Here is a 15,971-nt window from a genome sequence, read left to right as displayed (position 1 = left end):
CCTGCTCCGGATCAATACATAACGTCCAATGCCTATCTTCCCGGTGATTCATAGATAGGGTTGATACATGCTGGATATCGTGCGGCTCCGTGTGCTCGCCGCCGTCGCCCGGCACGGCTCGGTCACCAAGGCGGCCAGGGAGCTGCACTACTCTCAGCCCTCGGTCAGCCACCACCTGGCCAAACTGGAGGCCGAGACCGGGGCCAAGCTCATCCAGCGCGCGGGCCGGGGCATCCGGCTGACCGAGGCGGGACGGCTGCTGGCCGAGCGGGCCATCGAGATCGTCGGCCGCGTCGACTCCGCCACCGCCGAACTCTCCGCGCACGTGGGCCTGCGCGCCGGGCGGGTACGGCTGGCCGCCTTCCCCTCGGCGCTGGGCACGTTCGTGCCGGCCGCCGCCGCGCTGCTCACCCGCGAGCATCCCGGGCTGGAGCTGGGTCTCACCGAGACCGAGCCGCCCGAGGCGCTGCGCATGCTCCGCGCGGGCTACGTGGACGTGGCGGTCATCTTCCGCTACGACGACACCGCCCCGGAGGACAACGGGATCCGCCTGGTCCACCTGCTGGACGACCCCAGCTATCTGATCGTCCCCGAACGGCCCGCCGGGGATCCCGTCACGGAGCCGGGCGATCCGACCATCACGGAGCCGTGCGATCCCGATCCCGCCAGCCCTCTGCTCTCCCACCGCGGCACCCGGTGGATCGCGGGCTGCGACCGGTGCCGGAGCCACCTGCTCGACCTGTGCGCGCAGCAGGGATTCGAGCCGGAGATCTCCTTCACCAGTGACGACATCGTCGCCGTCCAGGCCCTGGTGGCCGCGGGGATGGGGGTGACCGCCCTGCCCGGTCTGGCACTGCAGGCGCATCGTCACCCCGGCGTCGGCGTCATCGAGATCCCCGGCTCGACCCGTCACGTCTACGCCGCCGTCTACGGCGAACCCCCCGACCCGCCCGCCACCGCCGCTCTGCTGGCCGCCCTGGCCGCCGTCGCCTGAGCTCCGGTGAGATCACCGCTCCGGCCGGGTACCACGCCTGCGGGGACAGTCATCGGCCGGCACCTGTCAGGGGGTGCGTGTCAGCGTGGAATCACCTCTGCGCGGACTCCCGGCAGGTCGTCGAAGGCCGCCGACGCGTCCATCGTGATGATGACCCGTGCGGTGGCCGCCGCGGTCGCGGCGATCATCAGGTCGTACGCGCCCCGTGTCTTCCCCGTACGCCTCACGTGCGCCATCAAACGAGCGTGCACCCGGGCGACGTCGGTGGTGCACTCCTCCAGCGGGATCAACGCGAGCACCTCGTCGACGAACGCCTGCCGGCCGGGACGGCGGGCGTCGTCCGCCAACTCGACGCCCGTCAACAGCTCCGCGACGGTTTTTGGCGAGCGGAGGAGAAGCACGCTGAACGGCCGGTATTCATTCATGCCGGTCGGCCGCTCCCGCATGCGGAAAACCTGAGGCGGCCGAGGGGCGGGTGTGCCTACGATCCCGGCATGCCGGATCTCGCCACCCTCGCCCTCTTCGCCGCCGCGACCCTCGCCCTGCTGGTCGTGCCGGGCCCCGCGGTCGTGTACATCGTGACCCGGAGCGTCGCCCAGGGCAGGAGCGCCGGTCTCGTCTCCGTCCTCGGCATCCACCTGGGCTCCATGGTCCACGTGGCCGCCGCCGCGCTCGGTATCAGCGCCCTGCTCGCCGCCTCGGCGACGGCTTTCACGATCGTGAAGTACCTCGGCGCGGCCTACCTGATCTGGCTGGGCGTCCGCAAGCTGATGAGCGGCCGCAACGGTGCCGAGGCGGCCGAGCCTCCGATGGCGAGCCGTACCCGGATGTTCTGGGAGGGCTTCGTGGTGAACGTGCTCAACCCCAAGACGGCGATCTTCTTCCTCGCCTTCCTCCCCCAGTTCGCCGACCCGGCCGCGGGGCCGATCGCTCCGCAGATCGTGCTGCTGGGCATGATCTGGATCATTCTCGGCCTGGCCAGCGACGGCGCCTTCGCCCTGCTCGCCTCCGCCCTGGCCGGCCGCCTGCGCCGCTCCGCCCGCGCCCGCCGCCGCCTGGACGTCACCAGCGGCGTCGTCTACCTGGGTCTGGGCGCCGCCGCCGCGTTCGCCGGAGAGGGCGCCGCGTCCCACAGTTCCATGCCGGCTTCTGGAATCGCCGTGGCCGGAGCCTGAGGAACGGCACCTCGCAGAACGGCCACCGGCCACCGGGCCGGTCCGCCGCCCGCGTGACCGCCGCCGCCCGGAGTCAGGGCCGCGGGGAGATCCTGGTCCAGCCCTTGCTCCAGCCGCGGCCGGAGCGGCCCCGCCCGGCCGCCGCCTGGCACCTCGGGCACACCCGTCGCACCTCGTCCGCCGCCCCGCCCGACTCCGGGAACGTGTCCGTCCACGGCACGTGGTGGAACCGGCGCAGGTGCGACCGGCTCAACGCCAGGCCGCACAGCGTCTGGTTCGTCCCCGGCCGCCAGGCGTGCACCTCGCCCGCGGGCATGCGCACACCGTCATCGTCGATCCACTCCCCCGAAGCCGCGACCGAGGGCTCGCCCTTCACCGGCATCTCGCGCCTCCCCTCGAACCGGCGGCGTCTCCCGGCTCGGGACCCGCCGTCGCAGGCATCCTGCCCCGTTGCGCCGTTCCCATTCGACCGCGCGGGGAACGGCGCGGAACGGTCGGCGGCGGAAGACGATCAGAGGCGGAAGGCCGTGGCCAGATCCGCCCGCTCGCGGACGAGCGCGGTGAAGCGTTCGGCCATCAGGTCGTAGCCCTTCTGGTCCGGGTGGAGGTCGTCGTAGAGCCGTTCGGCGTCCGACGGCCCGAGCAGTTCCAGGCCGTCGAGGAAGTGCAGGCGGGGGTCTGTCGCCGCGCGCTCGGCGGCGACCTGCTCCAGCAGGCGGCGGGTCATGGCGAGGGTGAGCGCGCCGGTGTCGAGGTCGAGGCTCCGGCGCGCCGCGCGGAACCGGACCCCGTCGTGGACCGTCGGCCCGGGGGTGTCCTCGTGGATGGGGCAGGCGATGGCCGAGACGAGGACGATCGGGGTGGACGGGTGGCCCTCTCTGATGGTGTCGAGGAACCCGTGGACGGCGGGCACGAAGGTACGGGCGCGCATGGTGTCGCCGTTGACGATGTTGATGCCGACCTTGAGGGAGATGACGTCGGCCTCGACGTCCCTGATGGTCCGCGCGGCGAAGGGGTCGAGCATCGCGTTGCCGGCCAGGCCCATGTTGGTCAGCCGCAGGCCCAGGTTCCGCGCGGCGGTCTGGGGCCAGGGGCCGAGCGGGCCGTCCGCCTCCAGGCAGTGGCTGATCGAGCTGCCGTAGTGGAGCCAGTGGGTGGCCGACGACGGCGCCGGGGAGAGCGGGGCGTCGGAGGCGGCGCCGTACAGCTCGACCTGGGCGGTGTGCGGCAGCCAGATCTCCACCGTGCGCGCCCGCCCGTCGCGGGGCCGCCCGAGGTCGAACCGTACGGCCGACACGTCCCCCGCTTCGAGCCGGATCCCGTCCTCCCGCATCCGGATGACGTCACCCTCGTCCAGGTCGGCGCGTCCGGCGGTCTCGCCATCGACGACGGCGACGAAGCTCGCGGGATACTCGCGGGAGTCGGGTCCTTCCGGGAGGGCGCGAGTGATCTTGACTTTCAGCGCGATCCAGGAGGCGCCGGTCAGCACGCGGACGTGCACCCCGGCAGCCGCGGACGCGACCCCCATGGCGGCGTTGGTGGGCTCCTGCGCCCGGCTCCGCCGGGACAACCGGAGCGGGATGACGCCCGAAGGCGTCGGTTCGACGTCGACGGCGCCGACGAGGAGACCCGTCAGCCCTTCCGCGTCAAGAGTGTGCTCTCCGGCCATCCATCGGCTCCAATCCCGGGTGAGCGCCTGGAAGCAGGCGCCGGTAGCCATGATCGTGCCGAAATGGTCGCATATTAGAAAACGATTCGGGGAGCCACGCCTCGCATGGTGAGACGTGACCCCCGGGCTACGCGTCCTCGCCGATGGTGAGGAACCCTTCGGGCATCCCCTCCACGTAGGTCGCCAGCCAGATCGGGCGCCAGGGACGCAGCTCATGGAAGCGGCGCAGCTCGGCGATGCCGCTGAGCCAGCCCATCCACGCGCCGTACGGCGGGTTGCCCTCGTCGAAACCGCTCTGGACGAAGGTGAGCTTCGTCCCGCCGCCGGACTCCTCCAGCTCCCAGGAGGCGACCAGGCCCTCCTCCCACAGCAGGGACATCCTGCGTCCGGGTTCCAGCTCGGTGATCCTGGCGGGGGACGGCTCCGCCTCGAAGCTCCCCATCGCCCAGCGCCCGCCGACATGCGGCTCGATCTCGACCTTCGCCCCGAACCACCGGGCGAACGTCCCGGGATCGACGATCGAGTCGTACACCGCCTGCGGCGAGGCGGCGATGAACACCTCCTCGCGCATCACCGGAGAGGTGAAGTCGCACTTCGGCGTGGGCTCCCGGCCCTCGACGTGGTCGACGAGGTTGGCGAGCGCCACCGCCCAGAAGGTGTGCGCGAGGCTCAGGACGCCGGTCTCGGCCACCATCTCCTCGAAGGAGGGGAGGCCGGTCTGCGTCAGCGTCAGCTCGGTCTCCTCCGGCCCCCGCTCCTCCAGCCGGATCTCGACGACGGTCTCCTCGCCGCCGAGCGGCCAGGCGAATCGCAGCGTGCGGTCGTCGGCGTGGAGCAGGCGCTGGCGGGGCGCGTCCCCTTCGAGGGTGTGGCGGCCCCAGAAGGCATAGCGGTGCGGCAGGTCGACCTCGGCGTGCTCGTCCAGCCAGACACGCATCGCCGTGGGGTCGGTCAGGGCGTGGTACACGGCCTTGGCCGGTGCGCCCGCGCGGATGCGGATCATCATCGGCTCACTCATCGGGTTCCCCCCCAGGATGGTCGGGATAGCAGGCCACGGCGATTTTGAACGCGTCTCCTTCGGCGCCGCCGTAGCGGGTGAACAGGTCCTGCAGCGTGGTCCGCAGCTCGTCGAGGAAGCGCTGGCGCTGCTCCGGCGGCACCCGGATCCGGCCGGAGACCCCGATCGACGGCAGCTCCGGCGCGGCCCGGTCGAGCGCGGCGATGTCGGCCTGGACCTCCTCCACCAGGTCCAGCAGGTAGCCCAGGCTCAGCTCGTCCCGCACCCGGCGCCGGCCGATCCGGCCGACCAGGCGGGGCGAGAGCCAGTAGGAGCGGGCACCGGCCTGGTAGACGCCCTCGTTGATGCCGCGCACCCGGCGCTCGGCCACCTGCTCGGCCAGCCCCGCCTCGACCAGGCGTTTGACGTGGTAGTAGACCCGCTGCGGGGTCTGGCCGAGCAGCGCGGCGACCTCGGTGCAGGTGCGGGGCTCGGCCAGGCGCCGCAGCACCTCGATGCGCTGCGGCTTGAGCAGGGCCTCGGCCTGCTCGATCTCTTCCAGGTACAGGACGTCTCTCATCTCAAAAACAATCTTTTACATAAAAACTCTTTCTGTCAATGGCTCATCGTACGGTCTCGGAACGGATCAACGCCCCCACGAGTACTGATTTTCGTGATGCCACATCCGACGCACCGACGATGGATCGGCGCCCTCCTGCTCGCCGGGACGGCCGCCGCCTGCACTCCCGGCGACGCCTCACCCCGGCCCGCGGCGGCACCCGCCACGCCGACGCCGTCCATGGACGCGCCGTCCACGCCCGCGCCGTCCTCCTCCACGGCCGTGACGGTGGGACCCGCCCCGGCCAGCCCCGGAACGGGCTCCTGCCCGGTGACCCGGCCCGCCGAGAGTCCCTCCGAACCACCCCCGGCCCTGCGCGAGTGGCTGCGTTCCGAGGGTGCGGATTCCCAGGGATGGTTCGGCGGCGGGGACCTGTGGGCGCTGCCGGCGACCGCACGACACGGCTATCCCGACGGCAGGGGGAAATGGAGCCTCAAGATTCCATGGTGGCGGGGGCACGACGAGCCCCTGAGGATCCGCGCCGTCTCCCTGAAGACCGGGAAGACGGTCGACGGCCACGCACCCCGCGGCTACGCGGCCCCGGGCTTCCAGGCCGGCGGGGTGGACCTCCCCCACCTGGGATGCTGGCGCATCACCGGCGAACTCGGCCCCACCCGGGTGCGCTTCGTGGTCGACGTCGTCCCAGCCGAAACCACCCCGAATTAGCCGAACCCTCCGTGTCCGATCAGCAGAAGATCTTCATCGGCGGACCGTACGGGATCGGTCAGGACCCGGTGGCCTGGACGGTCTCGCGAGCCCAGCGGTAGTCGGCCTTGCCCGCCGGGGAGCGGACCATCTCGTCGACGAAGGCGAAGGCCCGGGGGACCTTGTAGCCGGACAGCTGGGTACGGCAGTGCGCGTCCAGTTCCTCCGGCGACGGGGACATGCCGGGGCGCGGCTCGATCACGGCGGCGACCTTGTTGCCCCAGCGCTCGTCCGGCACCCCGGTGACCACCGCGTCGAAGACCGCCGGATGCCCCTTGAGAACCGCCTCGACCTCCTCCGGGAAGACCTTCTCCCCGCCGGTGTTGATGCAGACCGAGCCCCGGCCGAGGATCCCGATCGTGCCGTCCTCCTCCACCGTGGCCATGTCCCCGGTGAGCAGCCAGCGGGTCCCGGCCGCGTCGGTCACGAAGGTGCGCCGGGTCTTCTCCTCGTCCTTGTAGTAGCCGAGCGGGATCCGGCCGCTCCTGGCGACCGTGCCGATCTCCTCGGATCCGGGCTTGACCTGCTCCAGCACCTCGTTGAGCACGACCAGGCCGGAGGTGGCGTTGGGCTGGTAGCGCAGCCCGGACTCCGGCGAGGAGCCCTGCACCGCCGAGGCGGTGTAGCCGGACTCGGTGGAACCGAAGTTGTCCAGGAACATCGTGTTCGGGAGCAGTTCCTGGAGGCGGTCGCGGACCGCGCCGGTCAGGATCGCCCCGGTGGAGCTGAGGATCGCCAGCGACGACAGGTCGTAGTCGCCGGCGGCGAGCTCTTCGGCGAGCGGGCGGGCCATCGCGTCGCCGGTGATGTTGATCGTGAAGACCTTCTCCCGCTGGATCGTCCGGAGCACCTCGGCCGCGTCGAACTTGCGGACGTAGACCATGGTTCCCCCCATCCACCAGGTGATGAAGGTGGCCATCTGGGCAGCGCCGTGCATCAGCGGGGGCGCCGCCATCATGATCATCGGTCCGGAGGCGCGGGCCTGCTCGACGACGGCCTCGGGGGTGGGCAGCGGGTCGCCGTACGGGTTCCCGCCGCCGAAGGCGAAGAACAGGTCCTCGGTCCGCCACATCACGCCCTTGGGCATGCCGGTGGTGCCGCCGGTGTAGATGATGTAGACGTCGTCGCCCGACCGCCCGGGGAACCCGCGCGTCTCCGGCTGCCCGGCCAGCGCCTCCTCGTACGGCACCGCCCCGGCCACCTCCGACGGCCCGCCCACCGCGATCAGGTGCCGCAGCTGCGGGGCCTGCGGCGCGACCGCCGCCACCCGCTCGTCGAACTCCACGTCGAACAGCAGGGCGACGATGTCGGAGTCCCGGTAGAGGTAGAGCAGCTCGGCCTCGACGTAGCGGTAGTTGACGTTGATCGGCACAGCCCGGAGCTTGAGCGCCGCCAGGATCCCGGCGATGTACTCGACGCCGTTGTAGAGCTGGATGCCGACGTGCGCGCCCGGCCCGACCCCGCCCGCCGCCAGGTGGTGCGCAAGCCGGTTGGCGTGCGCGTCCAGTTCGGCGTACGTCATGCGGTGTTCACCGCAGATGACGGCGACGCGGTCCCCGATCGCGTCCGCGAGCCCTTCGAACAGATCTGCGTGGTTGAACTCCATCGGGGGGCTCCTGTCTCGCAAGGGGCTCCGGGTGCTCCGGGCGCCGGGAGGGGTTCTAGGGTTTGTCTCTGCCGACCATCCACATCGCGAAGAACTGCGCGCCTCCCCCGTAGGCGTGCCCGAGGGCCCGCCGGGCCCCGTCCACCTGGCGCTCCCCCGCCATCCCGCGGACCTGGAGCGCCGCCTCGGCGAACCGGATCAGCCCGGACGCGCCGATCGGGTTGCTGGAGAGCACGCCGCCGGAGGCGTTCCACGGGATGTCGCCGTCCAGGGCGGTGGCGCCGGACTCGGTGAGCTTCCAGCCCTCGCCCTCGGCGGCGAAGCCGAGGTTCTCCAGCCACATCGGCTCGTACCAGGAGAAGGGCACGTAGACCTCGGCCACGTCGATGTCCCGGCGCGGGTCGGCGATCCCGGCCTGCCGGTAGACGTCCGCGGCGCAGTCCTTGCCGCCCTGCGGGTTCACCGTGTCGCGCCCGGCCCGGAAGATCGGTTCGGAGCGCATCGCCGTACCGAGGACCCAGGCCGGGGTCCCGGTCACCGCCTTCTCCGACGACAGGACCATCGCGCAGGCGCCGTCGCTCGACGGGCAGGTCTCCAGGTAGCGGATCGGCTCCCAGAGCATCGGGGTCGCCTCGACCATCTCCCGGCTGATCTGCGGGATCTTCAGGTGGGCGTAGGGGTTCTTCAGGGCGTTGAGCCGGTCCTTGACGGCGACCAGCGTGCCGATGTGGTCCGGCGCCCCGGACCGGCGCATGTACTCGCGGATGTGCGGGGCGAAGTAGCCGCCCGCGCCGACCACCAGCGAGGCGCTGAACGGCAGGTGCGTGGACAGGGCCCAGGTGGCGTTGGACTCCGACTGCTTCTCGAAGGCGACCACCAGAACCCGGTCGTGCACGCCGCCCTGGATCAGCGAGGCCCCGACGAGCGCGGTGGAGCCGCCGACCGAGCCCGCGGTGTGCACGCGCATCATCGGCTTGCCCGCCGCGCCGAGCGCGTCGGCCAGGTACGCCTCCGGCATCATCACGCCCTCGAACAGGTCGGGGGCCTTGCCGATGACGACGGCGTCGATGTCCTTCCAGGTCAGCCCGGCGTCCTCCAGCGCGCGGACCGCCGCCTCGCGGACCAGCCCGGCGATGGAGACGTCCCGGCGCTTGGTCGTGTAGTGGGTCTGCCCGACCCCGATCACCGCGCAGCGGTTCCCCATGGGTCAGCCCTCCATAACCGTAACGAGGTTGTGCTGCAGGCACGGGCCGCTGGCGGCGTGCCCGAGGGTGCGGCTCGCGGTGCCGTCCATGATCCGTGAGGCGGCCTCGCCGATCCGGATGAGGCCGGTGGCCATGACGGGGTTGGCGGCCAGCGGGCCGCCGCTGGGGTTGACCACGGTGGAGTCGGGCAGCTCCAGCGCCTGGCGGAGGATGCGCTCCTCGTGGCTGAACTGCACGTGCAGCTCCGCCACGTCGAGGGAACCCTTGCCGACCCCCGCCGCACGTGCGGCTTCGGCGGCGGAGGCCGACCGGGCGAGATCTCTCATGCCCAGATAGTGAGGGTCTATGCGGTGGGCGATGCCGGTGATCCAGGCGGGACGCTCGCACACCTCCCGGGCCAGGTCCCCGGCGGCCAGCACCACCGCGGCGGCGCCGTCGGTGATCGGGGCGACGTCGTACGGCCTCAGCGGCTCGACCTCGTAGCCGTCGCCCGACGGGTCGGGCAGGTCGAGGGCGTAGGGGTTGTCCCGGCCGGCGGCGCGGCTGCGCCGTACCACCTCGTCCAGCTCGGCCCGGTCGGCGCCGCACGCCGAGGCCTGCAGGGCGGCGTAGGAGACCTGGTCCAGGCCGAGCGGGGCCAGGTAGTAGGGGTCGAGCTGGAGGGTCATGATCTCCCGCAGGTCGCCCTGGGAGGACTTGCCGAAGCCGTAGATCAGCGCCGAGTCGACGTCGCCGTGCTGGAGCCGGACCCACGCCTCGTACAGCGCCCAGGCGGCGTCCATCTCCACGTGGCTCTCGGAGATCGGCGGCCAGGCGCCGAGCGCGTCGAGCGCGGAGACGAACGAGAACGGCGCCCCGGCCAGGTAGTCGCAGCTCCCCGAGCAGGTGAAGCCGAATTTCCGCAGACCCGATCTCTCCCGGACCTCGTCGAGCACCGGCAGGATCAGCTCGGGCTCGCCCAGTCCCTCGTCGACCGCGCTGTGCCGGGTCTGCGCGAACGCCACGACCGCTATCTCACGCAAGCTACGCTCCTACAGCTCGACGTCCGGCTCGCCGGTCGGGGCGAACCATCGGATGTTGGACATGGACGCGGTCCGCTCCTCCTCGGGGACCCAGACGGCCCGCACGCGCATGCCCTGCCGCACCTCGTGCGCCGGGACGTCGCCGACGAGGGCGATCATCGGGATGTCCGCGCCGTCGAGGAGGATGTAAGCCGAGACGAACGGCACCTCGGGGGCGCGGGGGTCGGGGAGGTTGTTGATCGCGAAGGTGGTGATGGTCCCGGTGTCCGGGAGCTCCGTCTCCTCGGTGATCGCGACACCGCACTCCGGGCACGACAGACGGTAGGGCACGTAGACCTTGCCGCAGGAGCCGCACCGGCAGCCGAGGAAGATCCCGCGCTCGATGCCCTCCAGGAAGCGGGCCAGGGACTTGCCGGGCCTGACGCGGTACTCGGTGCGGACCGGGGAGACGATCCTCGTCACCTCGGGGACGAAGCTCTCGATGTCGGTGATGTGCCCGGTGCGCCCGGTCCGCCAGCGGGGGCGGACCCGCAGGCCGGGGCGCATGGCCCGGACGTCGCCCGCGTCCACCGCGTGGACCAGGGCGGTGTCCGCGCCGTCCAGCCGGATCAGCGCCCAGGCGAACGGCCGCTCCAGCGGGTGGCCCGCGCGGGGCTCGCTCACCCAGGCCCAGCCCTCCACCGTCCCGGTGGGGCCGACCTCGGTGAACTCGCCGGTGACCGCCTCACCGGTGTCCGGGTCGTACTCCAGCGGGGGGACGAGGGTACGGCCGCCGGCCGTGCGGACCCCGACGATGCGGCCGTCCCTCAGCTCGGTGAGGAAACGCCCGATCACCGGCCCGGTCGTGCGGGTGTAACCGCCGGGGAACTCCAGCACGTGCTCGGCGATCAGTTCCTCAGATGGCACGGTCGCGGTCCTTCCAGTAGGGGTCGCGCAGCTTGCGTTTGAGGAGCTTGCCGTTGGGCTCGCGCGGCATCTCCTCGATGAAGTCGACGGACCGGGGCCACTTCATCTTCGACAGGCGGCCCTGGAGCGAGTCGAGGATCTCGGCGGCCAGTTCGGGAGAGGGAGCGATGCCCGGCGCGGGCTCGATCACGGCCTTGATCTGCTCTCCCCACTCCTCGTCCGGGATGCCGAACACGGCCACGTCGGCGACCTTGGGGTGGACCATCAGCTCGTTCTCGATCTCGGCGGGGTAGATGTTGGCCCCACCCGAAATGATCATGTCGGCCTTGCGGTCGCAGAGGAAGAGGAAGCCCTCCTCGTTGAGGTAGCCGATGTCGCCGACGGTGAAGTGGTCCTTGAGCCGGTTGGCCTCGGTCTTGGCCCGGTCGCCCTTGTACTCGAAGGTGGCGCCCGCCATCTTCATGTAGATCGTGCCGGGGGTGCCGGTCGGGACCGGTTCCAGGTTGTCGTCCACGATGAGCAGCTCGCTGATCGGCCAGGCGGTGCCGACGGTGCCGGGGTACTTCTTCCAGCCCTCGGGGGTGGCGAGCGTGCCGCCGCCCTCGGTCGCGGCGTAGTACTCGTAGATGCAGTCGCCCCACCACTCGAACATCGCCCACTTGACCGGGACCGGGCAGGGGGCGGCGGCGTGGATCATCCATTTCAGGGAGGAGAGGTCGTACTTGCGCTTGACGTCGTCGGGGAGGGCGAGCAGGCGCTTGAAGTGGGTGGGGACCATGTGGGAGTTGGTGACGCGGTACTTCTCGCAGAGCCGCAGCAGTTCCTCGGAGTCCCACTTGTCCATGTAGACGAGGGTGTGGCCCATGTGCAGCGCCGTACCGCCGAACTGGGTGACCGCGGTGTGGTAGTTCGGCGAGGTGACCAGATGGGCGTTCTCCTTGCCCGGCGTGATGCCGAACATGGCCAGCAGGAACGTCATCAGCTCGGCCGCGTCGTCGGGGTCCAGGCCGTTGAGCGGGCGGCGCACGCCCTTGGGCCGGCCGGTGGTGCCGGAGGTGTAGTGCATGGTGGCGCCCGCCGTACGGCCCCCGGGGGCGGTGTCCGGCTGCCCGTCGGTCAGGTCGGAGACGGGCCGGGCGCCCTCGACCCGGCCGAAGCCGAACACGCGGTCCGGCGCGATGCCCGACTCGGCGGCGCCGCGCATGCCCTCCTCGGCGTGGCGCTCGGCGACGAAGAAGGCCCGAGCTTCGCTGTCGGCGACGATGTAGCCGATCTCGGGGCCGGTGAGGTGCCAGTTGATCGGCGTGTAGTACCACCCCGCCTGCAGCGCGGCCAGGTAGAGCACCAGGCCGTCGGCGCCGTTGGGGACCAGGCCGCAGATGCCGTCGCCGGACTGGAGGCCGAGCCCTCGCAGGCCGTGCACCAGACGGTTGGCCCGGGCGAGGAGGTCGCCGGCTCGATGTTCCGTCCCGTCCGGATCCACGGCGGCGATCCAGTCCGGATCCGCCTGCGCGAGCCTCCAGAAGCCGAGCGTACCCATCGGACATCCCTCCAGGTCGAAAGGCCCCGGGCCGCCGGAGTGAGGCACGTCCATCGGAGCGCGGGACTCTGGCGGCGCGGAAGGTGGCGGACGGGAACGGGCTCCCGTTCGCAGAGGCAGACTAACCCCGGCGCACCATACCGAGCAAGCGCTTGATTACGAGAGGATCGCCAGGTAGGGGCTTTACCTTCCCATCACTGCGAGCGCCCCGGCCGTTACGCACAGCTCATGGAAGGTAAGAAAAAAGTCAAGTTTCGTCACGAATAATGCTATATGTCCTAAATAAGGTTTTTACTAAGCCAGGATGACTAGCGCGAGACGGTGTTTCCGAGTTGGGCTCATGTTGGCCCTCCGCCGTCTCCCACTGGGGGAGATCATGCGTTTCACCAAGTCCCTGGCGGCCGCCGGCGCCCTCAGCCTTGCCGTGCTGACCGCCTCTCCGGCCTTCGCCGACGGCGCCGAGGACCCGTCCGCCGGCTCCGCGACCACCGTGCCCGAGGTCCAGGACCTCGGCGGCGCGACGGAGCGCGGCCCCGAGGCCGAGACCGGACCGGTGCGGGGGACCGAGCCCGAGTCCACGCCGGAGTCCCCGGCCGAGCCCCGGCCGGAGCAGGAGCCCGCACCGGAGCAGCAGCCGCAGCCCGAGCAGAGGACCGAGGAGAAGCCGCAGCCCGACCCCGGACCCGAGCAGGAGCCCGCACCGGAGCAGCAGCCGCAGCCCGAGCAGAGGACCGAGGAGAAGCCGCAGGCGGAGGAGAAGCCCGACGCCCCGCTCAGCGGGGTGACCTTCGAGCTGAGCCCGGGTGCCGTGTACGCGGGCGAGAAGGTCGGCTACGAGGTCACCGCCGAGGAGCCCCGCGCCACCGGCGCGCGCGTCAGCTCCCCCGCCCTCTCCAGCGTGCACACCGTCGTCCTGTCCAGGGGCCGGGCCACCGGCGCCGCCGCCGTCCGGGACGACCTCAGGCCCGGCGCCTACCCGGTCACCGTGGAGATCCTCCTCGGAGAGAAGGTCATCGGCACCGCCAAGCGCACCCTGACCGTCAGGGACCCGCGCCCCGTCGTCAAGCCCGCCGCCCGCCTGGACCTGCGGCTGGAGCCGCGCAAGGTCCTGCCCGGGCAGAGCTACTACGCCGGCGTCACGACCGAGAACGTCGAGCCGGGCACCGTGGTCACCGTCAAGGACCCCGGCGGCAGGCACCACCGGGTCCGGCTCGACCACTGGGGTACCGCCCGGGTCGAGCTGACCGTGCCCGGGGACACCGACCCGGGTCCCTACAGGGTCGTGGCCTACCTGCACGGCGGGCCGTCCGACGCCGCGACGCTGACCGTCGCCGTCCCCCCGAAGCCCGTCCCGGCGGGCCGGCTGCACCTGGCCCTGGACCCGCACACGGTCGTGGCGGGCGGCGAGTTCACCGCCGTCGTCTCGACCCGGTACGTGGCTCCGGGCACCCCGATCGCCCTGACCGACCCGGCGGGCAAGACGTTCACCGTCTGGACCGGTAAGGACGGCGTGGCCGCCAAGCGGTTCCACGTCCCCTCCAGCACCGGGGCGGGCGCCTACTGGTTCGTCGCCAAGCTGCCCACCGGCCAGAAGAGCGCCGCCCGGCTGACGGTCAAGGCACCGTACCGGCCCAGCGGCGACTTCACCCCCCGGGGCGGCGCGCAGACCGGCGGCGGCCTCGCCGAGGCGGGAAGCCCGGCCTCCGGTCTCGGGGCCCTGGCCCTGGGCGGCGTCCTGATCGCGGGCGGCTCGGGTCTGGCCCTGTACGGCCGCCGCGGCCAGGAGGGCTGACCCGATCGTGGCCGGCCGTCCCGCGTCCGTGAGCCGCGCCGTCGCCGCCGGCGGCGCGGCCCTGGCCATCTTCTGCGGCGTCCTCGCCGCCGGGTCCGCTCTGTCGGGCGGGCCCGTCGGCGACGGGCCGACCCCGGTCCCGTCCGTCTCCGCGGACACCGCCCGGCCCGCCGGCAAGCCGGCCTTCGCCGTCGTCCCCGGCAGGGCGATGGCCGCCTCGAAGCCCGTCCGCCTGGACATCCCGGCGATCGGGGTGAAGGGCGCGCCGGTCGAGCCGGTGGGCCTGAACGCCGACCGGACCGTCGAGGTCCCGTCGCTGGAGCGGCCCGGACTCGTCGGCTGGTACCGGCACCGGCCGACCCCGGGTGAGAAGGGCCCCGCCGTCCTCCTCGGGCACGTGGACGCGTACGGCAAGCCCGCGGTCTTCGCCGAGGCCCACCGGCTGGAGCCGGGTGATGTGATCAAGGTGAGGCGCGCGGACGGCACGGTCGCCTCCTTCACCGTCGACGGCCTGGAGCGGGTGGACAAGGACGAGTTCCCCACCGCCAAGGTGTACGGCGACACCGCCGCCCCCGAGCTGCGGCTGATCACCTGCGGCGGCGCCTTCGACGCGGCGACCGGGCACTACGAGGACAACGTCATCGTCTACGCCCATCTGGCGGCCTGAGCCGTACTCCGGCGGCCCGGGCCGTAGTCCATCTGGCGGCCCGGGCCGTACCGGACCTAGGATGACCTAACAAGCGCTTGGCTAATTAATGGCTAACCAGCGGAGGTCGTCCGTGGAACTGCTGCCGATCAGCACGCCGCACTGCCGGATCGAGCGCGACGGTCACGTCGTCGTGGTGACCATGAACCGGCCGGAGGCGAAGAACGCCCTCTCCTCGGACATGTTGATCGGTCTGGCCGAGGCGTGGGCCTACGTCTCGGCCGAGCCGGAGGTCCGCGTCGCCGTGCTGACCGGCGCGGACGGCACCTTCTGCGCGGGCGCCGACCTGAAGGCCATGGGCACCCCCTCCGACGACCCGCGGGTCCGGGAGCGCGCCGCGCAGATCCCCGACTTCCACTGGAAGGGCCTGCTCCGGGACCCGGACGCGCTGCCGAGCAAGCCGATCGTCTGCGCGGTGGAGGGCTACGCCGTGGCCGGGGGGACCGAACTGCTCGTCGGCACCGACCTGCGCGTGGTCGCCGAGTCCGCCACCCTCGGCCTGTTCGAGGCGCGCCGCGCGCTGTTCCCGATGGGCGGTTCGGCGATCCGGCTCCCCCGCCAGATCCCCTACGCCTTCGCGATGGACATCCTGCTGACCGGCCGGTCGATCACCGCCCGGGAGGCGCTGGCCATGGGCCTGGTCAACCGGGTCGTCCCCGACGGCCAGGCCCTCGCCGCCGCCCTGGAGGCCGCCGCCCAGATCGCCGAATGCGGGCCGCTGGCCGTCCAGGCCATCCTGCGCACCTACCGCGAGACGCTGGGCATGCCCGAGGCCGAGGCCCTGAAGGTCTCCGACGCCGTCGGCTGGCCGGTGATCGGCTCCGAGGACGCCAAGGAGGGCTCCCGCGCCTTCCGGGAGAAGCGTCCCGCGGTCTACCGCGGCGAGTGAGACGACGTCACGGAATGCAGCCTGCTTTTTCGTGACATGTCGCATTGCAACCTGTCAACACCTTGAAAAGGCAACAGGCGCGATTCATGATCCTCCACATGGGCGGTAAAGATCACGTCCATCCCACGTCACCCTGCCCGGCGGTG

Annotated in this window: 16 protein-coding genes; 6 read left to right on the top strand and 10 right to left on the bottom strand. The window is 71.8% G+C overall.

Features of this window, described 5'->3' with window-relative positions; genetic code table 11:
- Positions 1-67: 67 nt before the first annotated feature.
- Positions 68-994, top strand: coding sequence for a LysR family transcriptional regulator (locus IEZ08_RS21410; protein WP_068921526.1), 927 nt, complete (start codon positions 68-70; stop codon positions 992-994).
- 80 nt (positions 995-1,074) lie between these two features.
- On the opposite strand, the gene IEZ08_RS21405 is transcribed toward IEZ08_RS21410, so the two are convergent.
- The gene (locus IEZ08_RS21405) at positions 1,075-1,440 is read right to left on the bottom strand and encodes a PIN domain-containing protein (protein WP_068921525.1); all 366 of its coding nucleotides are present in this window, start codon (positions 1,438-1,440) and stop codon (positions 1,075-1,077) included.
- A 48-nt stretch (positions 1,441-1,488) separates the two neighbouring features.
- Between IEZ08_RS21405 and IEZ08_RS21400 the strand changes: the two genes are divergently transcribed.
- Positions 1,489-2,169, top strand: coding sequence for a LysE family translocator (locus IEZ08_RS21400; RefSeq protein ID WP_068921524.1), 681 nt, complete (start codon positions 1,489-1,491; stop codon positions 2,167-2,169).
- A 73-nt stretch (positions 2,170-2,242) separates the two neighbouring features.
- On the opposite strand, the gene IEZ08_RS21395 is transcribed toward IEZ08_RS21400, so the two are convergent.
- The 4 genes from IEZ08_RS21395 to IEZ08_RS21380 all read right to left on the bottom strand — a co-directional run bounded on the left by IEZ08_RS21395 (position 2,243) and on the right by IEZ08_RS21380 (position 5,415).
- The gene (locus IEZ08_RS21395; RefSeq protein ID WP_189242777.1) at positions 2,243-2,551 is read right to left on the bottom strand and encodes a hypothetical protein; all 309 of its coding nucleotides are present in this window, start codon (positions 2,549-2,551) and stop codon (positions 2,243-2,245) included.
- Positions 2,552-2,680: 129 nt separating this feature from the next.
- Positions 2,681-3,838 (bottom strand): GDSL-type esterase/lipase family protein, encoded by a 1,158-nt coding sequence (locus tag IEZ08_RS21390; protein ID WP_189242776.1) that lies wholly within the window; start codon positions 3,836-3,838, stop codon positions 2,681-2,683.
- A 127-nt stretch (positions 3,839-3,965) separates the two neighbouring features.
- Positions 3,966-4,856 (bottom strand): SRPBCC family protein, encoded by an 891-nt coding sequence (locus tag IEZ08_RS21385; protein ID WP_068921521.1) that lies wholly within the window; start codon positions 4,854-4,856, stop codon positions 3,966-3,968.
- Positions 4,849-5,415, bottom strand: coding sequence for an ArsR/SmtB family transcription factor (locus IEZ08_RS21380; protein WP_189242775.1), 567 nt, complete (start codon positions 5,413-5,415; stop codon positions 4,849-4,851). The genes IEZ08_RS21385 and IEZ08_RS21380 overlap by 8 nt, the downstream gene beginning before the upstream one ends.
- Positions 5,416-5,511: 96 nt before the next feature.
- Here IEZ08_RS21380 and IEZ08_RS21375 point away from each other — a divergent pair, with 96 nt between their 5' ends.
- On the top strand, positions 5,512-6,120 hold the full coding sequence (locus tag IEZ08_RS21375) for a hypothetical protein (RefSeq protein ID WP_068921519.1): 609 nt from the start codon (positions 5,512-5,514) through the stop codon (positions 6,118-6,120).
- Positions 6,121-6,178: 58 nt separating this feature from the next.
- Here IEZ08_RS21375 and IEZ08_RS21370 read toward each other — a convergent pair whose 3' ends face one another.
- Genes IEZ08_RS21370 through IEZ08_RS21350 form a run of 5 tightly spaced genes read right to left on the bottom strand, consistent with a single transcriptional unit; the run spans position 6,179 to position 12,438 of the window.
- Positions 6,179-7,765, bottom strand: a complete 1,587-nt coding sequence (locus IEZ08_RS21370) for an acyl-CoA synthetase (RefSeq protein ID WP_068921518.1) — start codon at positions 7,763-7,765, stop codon at positions 6,179-6,181.
- A 55-nt stretch (positions 7,766-7,820) separates the two neighbouring features.
- The gene (locus IEZ08_RS21365; protein WP_068921517.1) at positions 7,821-8,969 is read right to left on the bottom strand and encodes a thiolase family protein; all 1,149 of its coding nucleotides are present in this window, start codon (positions 8,967-8,969) and stop codon (positions 7,821-7,823) included.
- A gap of 3 nt (positions 8,970-8,972) precedes the next feature.
- The gene (locus tag IEZ08_RS21360) at positions 8,973-9,992 is read right to left on the bottom strand and encodes a thiolase family protein (RefSeq protein ID WP_189242774.1); all 1,020 of its coding nucleotides are present in this window, start codon (positions 9,990-9,992) and stop codon (positions 8,973-8,975) included.
- A 9-nt stretch (positions 9,993-10,001) separates the two neighbouring features.
- Positions 10,002-10,898, bottom strand: a complete 897-nt coding sequence (locus IEZ08_RS21355) for a Zn-ribbon domain-containing OB-fold protein (protein ID WP_189242773.1) — start codon at positions 10,896-10,898, stop codon at positions 10,002-10,004.
- Positions 10,888-12,438, bottom strand: coding sequence for an acyl-CoA synthetase (locus IEZ08_RS21350; protein WP_189242772.1), 1,551 nt, complete (start codon positions 12,436-12,438; stop codon positions 10,888-10,890). The genes IEZ08_RS21355 and IEZ08_RS21350 overlap by 11 nt, the downstream gene beginning before the upstream one ends.
- A gap of 376 nt (positions 12,439-12,814) precedes the next feature.
- Between IEZ08_RS21350 and IEZ08_RS21345 the strand changes: the two genes are divergently transcribed.
- The 3 genes from IEZ08_RS21345 (at position 12,815) to IEZ08_RS21335 (ending at position 15,825) form a co-directional block, all read left to right on the top strand.
- The gene (locus IEZ08_RS21345) at positions 12,815-14,230 is read left to right on the top strand and encodes a hypothetical protein (RefSeq protein WP_189242771.1); all 1,416 of its coding nucleotides are present in this window, start codon (positions 12,815-12,817) and stop codon (positions 14,228-14,230) included.
- A gap of 7 nt (positions 14,231-14,237) precedes the next feature.
- Positions 14,238-14,897 (top strand): class F sortase, encoded by a 660-nt coding sequence (locus tag IEZ08_RS21340; RefSeq protein WP_229803373.1) that lies wholly within the window; start codon positions 14,238-14,240, stop codon positions 14,895-14,897.
- A gap of 112 nt (positions 14,898-15,009) precedes the next feature.
- Positions 15,010-15,825, top strand: a complete 816-nt coding sequence (locus IEZ08_RS21335; RefSeq protein WP_229803371.1) for a crotonase/enoyl-CoA hydratase family protein — start codon at positions 15,010-15,012, stop codon at positions 15,823-15,825.
- The last annotated feature ends 146 nt before the right edge of the window (positions 15,826-15,971 follow it).

It is taken from the genome of Planobispora rosea (assembly GCF_014648175.1).
GTDB lineage: Bacteria > Actinomycetota > Actinomycetes > Streptosporangiales > Streptosporangiaceae > Planobispora > Planobispora rosea.
The sequence above is the reverse complement of the archived record's forward strand: the minus strand, read 5'-3'. Positions and strand labels throughout refer to the sequence as shown.